Origin of the sequence: Methylomonas sp. 11b (genome assembly GCF_000515215.1) — a bacterium.
In the GTDB taxonomy this organism is placed as follows: Bacteria; Pseudomonadota; Gammaproteobacteria; order Methylococcales; family Methylomonadaceae; genus Methylomonas.
The window spans coordinates 3,526,033-3,538,275 of sequence record NZ_KI911557.1 but is presented as its reverse complement, the minus strand read 5'-3'; the positions used below and the strand labels follow the sequence as shown (position 1 = coordinate 3,538,275).

The 12,243-nt window shown below is 51.8% G+C and carries 12 protein-coding genes; 8 read left to right on the top strand and 4 right to left on the bottom strand.

Features of this window, described 5'->3' with window-relative positions; all coding sequences use genetic code 11:
• Positions 1-42 precede the first annotated feature (42 nt).
• The 3 genes from cmoB to METH11B_RS0116950 all read right to left on the bottom strand — a co-directional run bounded on the left by cmoB (position 43) and on the right by METH11B_RS0116950 (position 2,451).
• Positions 43-1,014 carry a tRNA 5-methoxyuridine(34)/uridine 5-oxyacetic acid(34) synthase CmoB gene (cmoB, locus tag METH11B_RS0116960; RefSeq protein ID WP_026603037.1) on the bottom strand — a complete coding sequence of 324 codons (972 nt, stop codon included), beginning with the start codon at positions 1,012-1,014 and terminating at the stop codon, positions 43-45.
• A complete protein-coding gene (cmoA, locus tag METH11B_RS0116955; RefSeq protein WP_036277736.1) occupies positions 1,011-1,742 on the bottom strand; it encodes a carboxy-S-adenosyl-L-methionine synthase CmoA in 732 nt (243 codons plus the stop codon). Before cmoA ends, cmoB begins: the two co-directional genes overlap by 4 nt.
• A 61-nt stretch (positions 1,743-1,803) precedes the next feature.
• The gene (locus METH11B_RS0116950; RefSeq protein WP_231499629.1) at positions 1,804-2,451 is read right to left on the bottom strand and encodes an MlaC/ttg2D family ABC transporter substrate-binding protein; all 648 of its coding nucleotides are present in this window, start codon (positions 2,449-2,451) and stop codon (positions 1,804-1,806) included.
• Between the two features lie 139 nt (positions 2,452-2,590).
• On the opposite strand from METH11B_RS0116950, the gene hemB reads away from it, so the two are divergent.
• From hemB to METH11B_RS0116910, 8 genes are all read left to right on the top strand, one after another.
• Complete coding sequence (hemB, locus tag METH11B_RS0116945) at positions 2,591-3,607, top strand: porphobilinogen synthase (protein WP_026603034.1); 1,017 nt, start codon at positions 2,591-2,593, stop codon at positions 3,605-3,607.
• Between the two features lie 22 nt (positions 3,608-3,629).
• Entirely contained in the window at positions 3,630-4,205 is a 576-nt protein-coding gene (locus METH11B_RS0116940) for a hypothetical protein (protein WP_020483696.1), read from the top strand.
• Entirely contained in the window at positions 4,192-5,040 is an 849-nt protein-coding gene (gene aroE, locus METH11B_RS0116935; RefSeq protein WP_036276102.1) for a shikimate dehydrogenase, read from the top strand. The genes METH11B_RS0116940 and aroE overlap by 14 nt, the downstream gene beginning before the upstream one ends.
• 73 nt (positions 5,041-5,113) lie before the next feature.
• Entirely contained in the window at positions 5,114-6,394 is a 1,281-nt protein-coding gene (locus METH11B_RS0116930; RefSeq protein ID WP_026603032.1) for an HDOD domain-containing protein, read from the top strand.
• 4 nt (positions 6,395-6,398) lie between these two features.
• Positions 6,399-7,688 carry an HDOD domain-containing protein gene (locus METH11B_RS0116925; RefSeq protein ID WP_026603031.1) on the top strand — a complete coding sequence of 430 codons (1,290 nt, stop codon included), beginning with the start codon at positions 6,399-6,401 and terminating at the stop codon, positions 7,686-7,688.
• A 1-nt stretch (position 7,689) separates the two neighbouring features.
• Positions 7,690-9,054, top strand: a complete 1,365-nt coding sequence (locus METH11B_RS0116920; protein ID WP_026603030.1) for an HDOD domain-containing protein — start codon at positions 7,690-7,692, stop codon at positions 9,052-9,054.
• A 34-nt stretch (positions 9,055-9,088) separates the two neighbouring features.
• Entirely contained in the window at positions 9,089-11,128 is a 2,040-nt protein-coding gene (prlC, locus tag METH11B_RS0116915) for an oligopeptidase A (protein ID WP_026603029.1), read from the top strand.
• A gap of 60 nt (positions 11,129-11,188) precedes the next feature.
• Positions 11,189-11,476 carry a hypothetical protein gene (locus tag METH11B_RS0116910; RefSeq protein ID WP_026603028.1) on the top strand — a complete coding sequence of 96 codons (288 nt, stop codon included), beginning with the start codon at positions 11,189-11,191 and terminating at the stop codon, positions 11,474-11,476.
• A gap of 63 nt (positions 11,477-11,539) precedes the next feature.
• Here METH11B_RS0116910 and tssJ read toward each other — a convergent pair whose 3' ends face one another.
• A complete protein-coding gene (gene tssJ / locus METH11B_RS0116905) occupies positions 11,540-12,046 on the bottom strand; it encodes a type VI secretion system lipoprotein TssJ (protein ID WP_026603027.1) in 507 nt (168 codons plus the stop codon).
• Positions 12,047-12,243: the final 197 nt, after the last annotated feature.

The window sequence follows — 12,243 nt, the reverse complement described above, 5'->3', positions numbered from 1 at the left end:
CCTTTCTTTCAATTTTACAATTCAAAAACAAAAATCCACTGATTAATCGACGCTAGCCACAATCACAGCCCGAACCGGCGCCGGCAAGCCTTCGCAAGTCACATCCGGAGAATGCGGATCGAGAAAATCTGCCAAGGAATGAAACCGCATCCATTCGGTACTGCGCTGCTCCTCAAGAGAGGTTTTGGAAACATCCGCTAGGCGAATATTTTTAAACCCGCAACGACGCATCCATAACATCAAAGCTGCGCAGCTAGGCAAAAACCACACATTGCGCATTTGCGCATAACGCCCCTCCGGCACCAACACTTGTTCCGAATTGCCTTCAACCACCAGAGTCTCCAAAATCAATTCGCCGCCCGAACGCAAACAGCCCTTTAATTCCAGCAAATGATCGATCGGCGAGCGACGGTGATACAACACCCCCATCGAAAACACCGTATCGAACAACCCCATGTTGGGCGGCACATCTTCTATCCCCAGCGGCAACAGATAAATCGGCGCTTCGCCGTGCAGCTTACGGATAGCCTGAAACTGCATCACGCTGAGCAAAGTAGGGTCAATGCCAACCACCAGTCTCGCTCCCGCACCGAGCGTGCGCCAACAATGATAACCATTGCCACACCCGACATCCAAAACCAGTCGATTCCGTAGTGGTGCAATCTGTTCTTTCACCCTATCCCATTTCCAATCCGAGCGCCATTCGGTATCGATGTCGATGCCAAATATCCAATAAGGCCCTTTCCGCCAAGGATGCAACTGCATCAATTGTTCGCGCAAACCGGCCCGCACCTCTTCGGAAATATCCTCTGCCTGACCTATTCTGACACTCTCCAACAAATCGACACTGGACGGCATCAAGTCCGGCAAATCCTCTACCGCCTGTTGCCAGCGCCTTAGATCGCCATGCGACGAATCCGCAAAAGCCGCCGCCAATTGCTCAGGCAAACGGTTTACCCAGACTTCGTCGCCGGCCGCCGCCAATGCTTGATAAAGACCTTCGTAAAGCGTCATTTCAATGCAATCATCGAAGCGAAGTTGAAATACTGAAACCAAACTTCCGCGCTGGCGAAACCCGCCACTTTCAAGCGCTGTTGATGCGCAGCAAAGGTTTCCGGAATCAGCACATTCTCCAAAGCGCTGCGCTTCTGGCTGATTTCCAGCTCGCTATAGCCTTGGGCTTTTTTAAATAAATGATGCATATCAATCTGCAAAGCCTGCTGTCGAGCATCGTCGAACGCCAGCTTTTCGGACAAAATCAAAATCCCGCCCGGCAACAAACCGCGATAGATCTTGGCCAAAAAAGCCTGCCGATCAGCCAACGGGATAAACTGCAAGGTAAAATTCAGCACAACCACCGAGGCATTGCTAATCGGCATGTCGCGAATATCCGCACATATGATTTCTATCTCGGCTCCTTCGGAGGCAACCGACAGATTTTTCCGACATTGTTCGACCATTGCGGCGGAATAATCCACAGCAACGATTCGGCAATTCTTAGTAGTGATTTGCTGGTGCATAGCTAAGGTTGCAGCACCCAACGAACACCCCAAGTCGTAGCAAACACTATCTTCCTTGGCAAAGCGCGCCGCCAATAAACCGATCGCCGAGATGATAGTGCTGTAACCGGGAACCGAGCGCTGAATCATGTCCGGAAAGACTTTGACGACAGCGTCGTCGAAGGTAAATGCTCTGATTTCGCCCAGCGGACTGGCGTAAAGAGAATCTTTAACGGATTGCATACTGATGATCATTCCCGGCTGCCCTGAACGGCACAACCGGGAACACTAAGAGGGGAAAAGCTTATGAATTATTCTTGCTGTTTAACGCTTCGGTATTGCGCTTGGCCAATTGGTTGATAACCTCTTGCAACGAACCGGTGCGCTCCACTTCGTTTTTGAAGCTGGTGCGATAGTTGGTCACCAAACTTACGCCTTCGATCATGATGTCGTAAGCTTTCCATTGGCCTTTGACGTTCAGCATCCGATAGTTAACAGCGATAGGCTGCAAACCGGGTTGCAGCACTTCGGTTTTAATCAGGACTTTTCTTTCGTCTTCTTCCGGGGTGATCGGCAAAAACCGCACGGACCAATCTTTAAATTCAAAGAAAGCTCGGGAATAGGTCCTGATCAACAACACCTGAAACTCTTTTTTAAAGCTTTCTTTTTCCGCCGGCGAAGCATCCTTCCACATTTTCCCCAACACCAGCGAAGAAATCAGATCGAAATCCACATTTGGATAAATCACTTCCTGGACGAAGGCATTGATTTTTTGGAAATCATGCGGAAAGGCAGGATCCTGCAAGCGTTGCTTCAACTTGTTGGACGCCTCCTCAATAGTGCGTTGCGGCTCGCTCAGATCAGCCGCGGCAGCAGGCAAAGACAAAAACATGCCGGCAAACAAGCTAAAAACCACTACAAATATAAAATGCATATGACGTTTGATATTCATAAAAACCATCTCAAAAAAGTATCGCCGGCTAATTTCAACCGCCTTCATTCGATACACTGCTAAAATAAAGGCCGAAGCACTAAACCGGCTCCAGATTCTAGCCAGCCCACGGGGCCGGCAAGTACCCCATTATATTACTATGGAAGAGATGTCATACCCTAACGACTTTTTCCCGGCCACCCGGATGCGCCGGATGCGTTATCAGGCATTTTCCCGACGGTTGATGCGGGAAAATCGCTTAAGCAGCGACGACTTAATCTGCCCGCTATTTGTTATCGAGGGCAATAATAAACAAGAAGCTGTCGCCTCCATGCCGGGCGTCAGTAGATTATCCATCGACCTGGTGCTACGCGAAGCCGAAACCTTATTAAATCTGGGCGTACCCGCCATTGCCCTATTCCCGGCGACCGATCCGGACAAAAAATCCTTAAGCGCGGAAGAAGCTTACAACCCTGACGGCCTGGCACAACGTTGCGTTCGGGCTTTGAAAGATGCTCTGCCGGAATTGGGCGTAATCACCGATGTGGCGCTAGACCCTTTTACCTCACACGGCCAGGACGGATTGCTGAACGACCAAGGCTACGTCGTCAACGACGAAACTGTCGAAGTGCTCTGCAAACAGGCCTTGTCGCATGCCGAAGCCGGTGCCGACATCGTCGCCCCCTCCGACATGATGGACGGCCGTATCCGTGCGATCAGAACCGCCCTGGAATCACATGGCCATATCAATACCCGAATTCTGGCCTATTCGGCCAAATACGCCTCCAGCTTCTACGGCCCGTTCCGCGATGCGGTTGGCTCAGCGGGTAATCTCGGCGGCGGCAATAAATACAGCTATCAAATGGATCCGGCCAATTCCGATGAAGCGTTACGGGAAATTGCGCTCGATTTACGCGAAGGCGCCGATATGATCATGGTCAAACCCGGCATGCCCTATTTGGACATCATCCGCCGCGCCAAGGATCAATTCGGCGTACCGACCTTTGCCTATCAGGTCAGCGGCGAATATGCGATGCTGAAAGCGGCATCCCAAAACGGCTGGCTAAACGAACAACAAGTGGTGATGGAATCCCTGCTGGCATTCAAGCGCGCCGGCTGCGACGCCATACTGACTTACTACGCGAAATCCGCTGCCCAGTGGCTAAAACAACAATAACAACTACACAAATGGACTCGGCATGAACGACGACCTAGATTTCGATGACAACAACTCGACCGACGAACCGCCTGAACAGCGCCGACGTTACTTCGGCCTGGAACAGGCGGTATTTATCCTGCTGGTTGTTTTGTCGCTGCTTGGCATCGCTATCACCGAATTCAACCCACACGATGGCTATGGCTATTGGTTATTCATGGTGATCGTGTTTGGCATGCTGTCTATTTTCGTGTCCTGGCTGCAAACCAGAACCAACGACAACGACTTTGGCGACATCGTCAAAGCCCAGGGTCTGCATTGGTTGCACACTCTGGTAGTCGTGATTGCAGCCGCATTACTTAACAAATCCGAAGAGTTGTCCGACAGAAGCGCCAGCTTGGTGATTTTGTTGATCCTGGCCTTGGCGACGATGCTGGATGGCATACGCATCGGCTGGCAATACAGCTTACTCGGCTTTTTCCTCGCGACCTGCGCGCTGATCGTCGCCTATTTTGAGAACTTTATGCCTATCAGTATAGGACTGGGCGTGCTGGTGACAGCCTGCACCTTCCTCTGGGAATATTGGCGCAGCAAATACAGTACCGATGATGAAAATTGACAATTACGCGGTATTCGGCCAACCGATCAGCCACAGTAAATCACCGCGCATCCATAAATTATTTGCCGAGCAAACCGGCCAACTCATGGATTACGTCGCCCAGGAGGTCCCTGCGGAAAATTTTACAGCGGCGACAACCCATTTTTTCGCCGAAGGCGGCAAAGGCCTGAACTGCACCGTCCCACTCAAGGAACTGGCTTGGCAATATGCCGATCATTTGACAGAGCGCGCTCTTCAAGCAAAAGCCGTCAACACCTTAGTCCGCCAAGCGGATGACAGCATTTTGGGCGACAATACCGACGGCATCGGCTTGCTTAACGACTTAACAATAAACCATGCCATCACGCTGAAGGACGCCAAGATTTTGATTCTAGGGGCTGGAGGCGCCACACGCGGCATCGCCCCCCCCCTACTGGAACAACGGCCATCGACATTGGTCATCGTCAATCGCAATGCGGGCAAAGCCCAAGCGATTGCCGAGGATTTCGCGGAACTAGGCGCGGTGCAAGCTTGCGATTACGCTAATCTTATAGATCGCCAATTCGATTTGATCATCAACGCCACGTCGGCCAGCCTCAGCGGCGATTTGCCGCCCTTGCCCGCCGCGCTGTTGAAAGCGGGCGGTAGTTGCTACGATCTGGCTTATGCCAACCAAGCCACTGCATTTGTGACATGGGGCTTGGCGAATAACGCTGCTCACAGCCTGGACGGCTTGGGCATGCTGGTAGAGCAGGCCGCCGAAGCGTTCTTTATTTGGCGAGGCGTGCGTCCGCACACATCGCCGGTGATTGGCCTGTTAAACGCCGAAAGAGAATTAAACAACACGAACGGATGAAATTATTGACCGGGGCGATGTCCATGGTAACAATCTCCCCAAACCGCCCGCCATTAACGTTTACTGGAATACTATGAGTGGAATTAGAGCTTTTTTTGAAAAATCCCAAGCTAAAGGCAAACCGCAGAGCGGTGGGCAACGCATTACGCCGGAAACTCTAAAACAGTTATTCCCCATCAGGAATTTAAGCGACGAGATATTACAAACTTTCGCCACTGAAAATCACGTCGAAACCCTGCCAGCCGGCAGCACCTTGTTCAGCGTCAATCAGCAGGCGACTTGCGCAATGTATTTGTTGCGCGGCACAGTGATCCTGGCCGACCACAACGGCAAAAGCTATGAAATATCGGCAGGCAGCGCACAAGCCAAATTCCCGATATGCAGCGGTATCAAGCACACCGCCACCGCGACCGCAAAAACCGAGATAGACCTGTTGCGGGTATCCCTGAAAATCATGCTGACGCCGAGCCGCCAAGACCACGGCAAACTATCTATCCCGGAAGAGTTGCATCACAATCGGCTATTGAGCTTATTCGTCGAACACTTCGAAAATAACGACCACGAGATAGAAATCCCCTCATTACCCGAAGTGGCGATCAATTTACGCAAAGCCATCCAAAAAGATGTCAACATCGACGAAGCCGTCAAAATCATCCAACTGGACCCTGCCATCTCCGCGAAATTGATCGAAGTCGCCAATTGCCCGTTATATCTGACCAACGTACCGGCGAAAAACTGCAAAGACGCTGTCGTGCGTATCGGCTTGAATGCCACGCGCAACCTGGTAACAGCGTTGAGTATGAAGCAGATTTTCAAAAGCAAATCGCCGCTGATTAAAAATCATTTGGAAGATCTGTGGAAGCAAAGCCTTTATCTGTCCGGCCTGTGCCATGTGCTGGCCAGCCACAGCATGCAGCAAAATCCGGAGAATGCCTTACTGGCCGGACTGGTCTGCGACATCGGCGTGATTCCCTTTCTGAGTTTTACCGCCAACTTACCACCCGAATACCATAATGACGCCGAAATCATGGAAGCCATGCCCATCATCAAAGGCCCGGTCGGCGCCGTGGTGTTGAAAGAATGGGATTTTGCCGAAGAATTCATCGACGTGGCCAAGTCGTCCAGCGACTGGTTTCAAAACAGCGGCGATACCTTGACGGTGACCGATATAGTAGTCCTGTCCAGACTCCATGCCTTGATCGGCAAAAAAGCCACCGCCGATCTGCCGGCGATTACCGCCATCCCCGCCGCGGCCAAATTGAAAAACTTCTCTTTGTCTCCGGAAAATACGCTGGCAATCTTGCACGATGCCAAAACTAAAATTCACGAAGCATTGAGCATCTTTTCGTCCTAGCCGCATGATCTGGAAATTTTTAAAAAAATCACCGGACAAAACGCCGACAGAGAGCAGCCCCCCCGCAGCAACCGTCAACCAATTGCCCTTGAGCTACCTGCAAAAGCTCATCCCGCTGGGGGACTTGCCGGCGGCAGACTTGTTGGCAATACCGGTGACCATGCGGAACTTCAACCCCGGCGACATCATATTTAACCGTGGCGCCGAGGCCGAACAATTAAGCTATCTGTACACCGGCAACGTCTATCTGGAAGCGAATAATGGCGCCGGTTATACGGTCGAAGCCGATACTTTTAAAGCCTGTTATCCGCTGGCAACATCCGGCGAACACGCGTTCAGCGCGATTGCCAAATCACCGACCCAAATCATCTACATGCCGCTGTCCAACTTGCAGCACAGCAGCAAACCCGTCAACAATCCGCTGATCAACCCGGAGAGCATTCCGCCCAAGCTGCGAGACAGCTTTTTTTTCGACAGCTTTTGCGATGCGTTCAGAGCCGACAATCTGCATGTTCCCAGCCTACCGGATGTTGCCTTGCGTTTGCGCAGCGCCTTGCAAAAAGACATCAGCATCGCCGATGCGGTCAAAATTTTAAACCTGGACCCGGTTATATCCTCCAAATTGATTCAGGTCGCAAACAGCCCAATCTACCGCGGCAGCAACCCGATCACCAGTAGCCATGATGCCGTGAACCGGCTGGGGTTTAAAACCACGCAAAACCTGGTGACCAGCATCAGCCTGCACCAGTTGTTCAGAAGCCGCAACCGGCAATTGAACAACATTATTCAGACACTTTGGAAACAAAGCATCCAGATTGCCAGCCTCAGCCACACCTTGGCCGGACTAACCCGAAAAGTGAACGCCGACGAAGCCTTACTGGCCGGGTTAATTCACAATATTGGTGCTTTACCTATCGTCACCTTTGCCGAAAGCCTTGATATTTCAAAGTATACCGAAGAAGAATTACAGGCTAGCATCGCCTGTCTGCAAGGTTTGTTAGGCACCTATATTTTGAAAAAATGGCATTTCCCCGATAGTTTTCAGCAAATTCCCGTCAATACCACAAATTGGTACTTCGACGACGGCCAGGGTTTGCAGTTGTATGACGTCGTTTTGTTAGCCAAATTTCACAGCCAACTCGGCGGCGCCAATACCCAAAAACTGCCGCCACTCAACACCTTGCCGGCCTTTCAAAAACTGGACGATAGCGCACTGACGCCAGATATGTCGCTGAAAGCGCTACAGGACGCAAAACAACAAATTGCCGAGGCCATAAACTTTTTCAGGACATAAGATGAACTGGTTTTCCAAGCTACTGGAAAAAAATACCGCCGCCAAAAGGCCCACCCCGAGAGCAGTGACACCTGGCGCTGAACGCCCGTATAGTCAGCCAACCGACAGCGCGGCATCCAAACCCAACACCACCCATCAGCAAACTCTTACAGTCGCACAACTGAAAAAATTCGCTCCCTTGCGTGATCTGGATGACGCCGCCTTAAGCTCATTGCCGCATCTCAGTTTGGCCTACGCCAAGGGGGCGATTATTTTTACCCTGGGGCAACCGACCAGCAGCGTCCTGTATTTGTTGGCCGGACAACTGTCTATGCAGCCGGATAGTGCTAGCCGCTATCAAATCGACGCCGATTCCACGTTAGCCAATCTGCCGCTGAACAGCGGTAGCCGCTGCGGCGCTACCGCCACGGCGCTCAGCGATGTGCGCATTTTGGAAATCCCTATCCAACTCAACCGTTTGTGGACGGATAAAAGTCAGGAAAGCGCCAATTGCGTGGAACTGGTCGATATTCAACTGCCGGAACCGATTAACGGCAGCCGCTTCTTCAACAGCTTCGCCCAAGCCTATCGGGAAAACAAACTCCGCCTGCCCTCCTTACCTGACGTAGCACTGAAACTGAAAGATGCGGTGCAAAAGGACATCGGTATCCGTGGGGCCGCTGACATTATTCAACTGGACCCGCCTATCGTGGCAAAATTAATCCAGGTGGCGAACAGCCCCTTGTATGCCACAGAAATACCGATCAACAATTGCCATGACGCGGTAGCCCGCATCGGCCTGAATGCGACGCGGAATCTGGTGATGGGCATCAGTATGAAACAATTATTCAGCTGCACCGACCCGGAACTCATGAAAGGCATGCAGACATTATGGAAAAACAGCCTATATGTCTCAAGTTTAAGCTTCGTGTTGGCACAGGAGTGCAGCAACATCAACCCGGAGGACGCCCTGCTGGGCGGTTTGATTGCCGACATCGGCGCGATTCCCTTACTGCATTTTGCCGAACAATTTCCCGACGGCGGCCCCAGCTTTCAGGAACTAAAAACCGCGCTGCCCTATTTACGCGGCCCGGTCGGAGTGCTGATGCTGCATACCCTCGGATTTCCCGAACAACTGGGCAACATTCCGCATCAAGCAGAAAACTGGCTGTACGACAGCGGCCCGGAACTAACGATGACCGACATCGTCATCCTCGCCAAATTGCACAGCTATTTCGGTTCCGGCAATGCCCGGGATCTGCCTTATATCAACTCGATTCCGGCTTACAGCAAACTAAATCACGGTAAACTGAACCCTGACTTTTCCTTGATGGTGTTGAAAAAAGCCCAAAACCGGGTCAACGCCGCCATGCATTTATTATCCTAATCATCCCGATATTCATATCAGACTGGCTACCGACATGACCAATCCTTTGCTTGAAAACACCGAACTGCCGCAATTTTCTAAAATTCTGCCCGAACACGTGGAACCTGCGATCAATCAGCTGCTTAGCGACGCTCGACAAACCATCGCCCGACAGTTGGCAGCCGGCGGACCTTACACCTGGCAAAACCTGATCGAACCGATTGAAGCCGCCGAAGATCGCCTCAACAAAGCCTGGTCGCCGGTCAGCCATATGAATTCGGTGGTTAACAGCGAAGCGATGCGCGATGCTTATAATGCCTGCCTCGGCAAACTCAGCGAATATGCCACCGAAACCGGCCAAAACCGCGCCTTGTACGAGGCCTACCAAGCCATCCACGACAGCGCGGACTTTGCCAAACTCGATCAAGCGCAGCAAAAAATTGTCAATAATGCCTTGCGCGATTTTCATTTATCCGGCGTGGACTTACCGCCCGAGCAACAAGCGCGTTACAAAGACATCAACCAACAGCTATCAAAACTAGCCAGCCAGTACGAAGAAAATTTGCTGGATGCCACCAACGCCTGGCATAAACAGATCACCCATATCGAAGACTTGGCCGGACTGCCGGAATCGGCCCTGGCGCAAGCCAAACAAGCGGCAGAAACCGAAGGCAAGGAAGGCTGGCTGATCAATCTGCAATTTCCATCCTATCTGGCGGTAATGACCTACGCTGATAATCGGGAACTGCGCCGCGAACACTACGAAGCCTTTTGCACCCGCGCCTCCGATCAAGGCCCCCATGCCGGACAGTGGGATAACTCGGAGATCATGGAGCAAATCCTGGCCTTGCGCCATGAAAAAGCCCAACTGCTGGGATTTAACAACTACGCCGAATATTCGTTGGCTACCAAAATGGCCAAATCCACCGACGATGTCGTGAAGTTTCTGGAAGACCTGGCCGATAAATCCTGGCGTCAGGCCCGCCGCGATTTGACCGAACTGAAAGAGTTTGCCGCCGCCGAACACGGCCTCAGCGACTTGCAAGCCTGGGACATCGGTTATTATTCGGAAAAGATGCGTCAGCACTTCTATCAGTTATCACAGGAAGAAGTAAAAGCTTACTTCCCCGACAATAAGGTCGTACCCGGCCTGTTTGCCATTGTTGAAAAACTCTACGGCTTGCAAATCAGCGAGATCAAAGACTTCGACGCCTGGCACCCGGACACCCGCTTTTATCAGATTTTGGACAAGAACGGCCAATTGCGCGGTCGCTTCTTCCTGGACTTGTACGCCCGCGCCAAAAAACGCGGCGGCGCCTGGATGGACGATTGCGTCTGCCGTAAAAAAATCGGCGACGCATTACAAACACCCGTCGCTTATTTGACCTGCAACTTTACGCCGCCAACAGTTAGCGATCCGGCTTTGCTGACGCACGACGAAGTGGAAACCCTGTTTCACGAGTTCGGCCACGGTTTGCACCACATGTTGACCCAGATCGACCACCTAGGCGTATCCGGCATCAACGGTGTCGAGTGGGATGCGGTGGAACTGCCCAGTCAATTCATGGAAAACTGGTGCTGGGAAAAAGAAGCGCTGGGTTTAATTTCCGGCCACTATCAGACCGGCGAACCGCTGCCCGATGCCTTGTACGACAAAATGCTGGCGGCGAAGAACTTCCAAGCGGGGATGATGATGGTAAGGCAACTGGAATTCAGTTTGTTTGATTTCAAGATGCACCTGGATTACAGTCCAGCCAAGGGAGGCCAGATTTACAGCGTCCTGAAACAGGTTCGGGATCAGGTGGCCGTGGTTAAGGTGCCGGAATTCAACCGTTTCGCCCATAGCTTTTCGCATATTTTCGCTGGTGGTTACGCCGCCGGTTATTACAGTTACAAATGGGCGGAAGTGTTGTCGGCGGACGCATTTTCCTTGTTCGAAGAGAAAGGCATTTTCGACCGCGATACAGGCGAGTCATTCCTGCACAACATCCTGGAACAAGGCGGCAGCAGCGATGCGATGACCTTATTCAAAAACTTCCGCGGCCGCGAACCCAATATCGACGCCCTGCTCAGACATAACGGTATCGCTGCGTAAATGTTTCCTGCATTGCCTTGATGCTCGTCATCAAGGCAATCGAGTTTTTCAGGAGCAAAAATGAAAAACTGCCCACAATGCGGCCAGCCCAGGTTGGGCGAGGCATTTAAATGTCCGAGTTGCGACGTGTTTTATTCCCAGCTCGACGAACTGCTTTACGCAGAACAGCAAAAACAGGAAAGTCTGACCCTAAAAGGCGCGTTTAAACGCATCCGCGCCGCCGAAAACCATTCGCAAGCCCTGCGAGATGAGTTGAAAACGCTGTGGCGCAACACGCCTCTGAAAACCAAGATCGTGATTTGGACGGTAATCGCCTTCGTATTTGTGCTGGTCGTGCCGATTTTTTAAACGCTTTTAACGATCAGGGACTAAGGGTGTAGAAACCGATAGTCCCGCAAATTTTCTCTCCGGCTAATCTTCTTTAGGTGCCGCAGGCGGTGGCTCGGTTGGCGTATTGGTGACGGTTAAGGTATTCCCATCCAGCGTCAGTTCAACCGCGTTGTTCTGATGAGCCTTCAACTCGGTCAACGAGCGCCAGCCGGCGTTATCCAGTTTACGAAAAGCCGCGAAAAAACCCAGTATCCGCGTATCGGCGGCTGGCTCGATCCGCAAGGTTTTAATCTCGCCGGGTTTTAACACCAACTCTTGCTTACGGACCAAATCCGCGCCCAAAGTGGCCTGCTCTTTATCGAATATGGCAAAAAAATCGGCTCCGCTAAAACCGCTCTGCTCCCTTAACTCATAGACTCTTAACACCACCGGCGACGCTTTGCCGTCGGCGTCGGGGTTAATTGAAGCGGTACTTTTTAGCGTCAACTCCACTACTGTCGGCGGTGGCGGGGCCGGTTGCTCGGGCACATCGGCACATGAGGCAAGAATGGAAGCAAACAAAATCGGCAGCATTCTGGGTAACAACATACGATCTTCCCTTAAAAACATAAATGAATACATTCTGCCATAGACGGCCTGAGTTGGCGTAAGGATTCGAGCAAACGCACGCACAAACAACCGAATTCAGAAATTTTGCAAGATCGGGGCTTGGGCAGCCTGGCGTTGCCATCGCCGCCGGTTTTCGCCTATGCTTAGCGGCTGGTATCACTTCTTAATTCGTTAGC

What these genes read in the sequence shown, in the direction of transcription:
- cmoB (WP_026603037.1), bottom strand. Translation starts at nt 1,014, where the DNA reads ATGACGCTTTACGAAGGTCTTTATCAAGCATTGGCGGCGGCCGGCGAC.
- cmoA (WP_036277736.1), bottom strand. Translation starts at nt 1,742, where the DNA reads ATGCAATCCGTTAAAGATTCTCTTTACGCCAGTCCGCTGGGCGAAATC.
- METH11B_RS0116950 (WP_231499629.1), bottom strand. Translation starts at nt 2,451, where the DNA reads ATGAATATCAAACGTCATATGCATTTTATATTTGTAGTGGTTTTTAGC.
- hemB (WP_026603034.1), top strand. Translation starts at nt 2,591, where the DNA reads ATGGAAGAGATGTCATACCCTAACGACTTTTTCCCGGCCACCCGGATG.
- METH11B_RS0116940 (WP_020483696.1), top strand. Translation starts at nt 3,630, where the DNA reads ATGAACGACGACCTAGATTTCGATGACAACAACTCGACCGACGAACCG.
- aroE (WP_036276102.1), top strand. Translation starts at nt 4,192, where the DNA reads ATGATGAAAATTGACAATTACGCGGTATTCGGCCAACCGATCAGCCAC.
- METH11B_RS0116930 (WP_026603032.1), top strand. Translation starts at nt 5,114, where the DNA reads ATGAGTGGAATTAGAGCTTTTTTTGAAAAATCCCAAGCTAAAGGCAAA.
- METH11B_RS0116925 (WP_026603031.1), top strand. Translation starts at nt 6,399, where the DNA reads ATGATCTGGAAATTTTTAAAAAAATCACCGGACAAAACGCCGACAGAG.
- METH11B_RS0116920 (WP_026603030.1), top strand. Translation starts at nt 7,690, where the DNA reads ATGAACTGGTTTTCCAAGCTACTGGAAAAAAATACCGCCGCCAAAAGG.
- prlC (WP_026603029.1), top strand. Translation starts at nt 9,089, where the DNA reads ATGACCAATCCTTTGCTTGAAAACACCGAACTGCCGCAATTTTCTAAA.
- METH11B_RS0116910 (WP_026603028.1), top strand. Translation starts at nt 11,189, where the DNA reads ATGAAAAACTGCCCACAATGCGGCCAGCCCAGGTTGGGCGAGGCATTT.
- tssJ (WP_026603027.1), bottom strand. Translation starts at nt 12,046, where the DNA reads ATGTTGTTACCCAGAATGCTGCCGATTTTGTTTGCTTCCATTCTTGCC.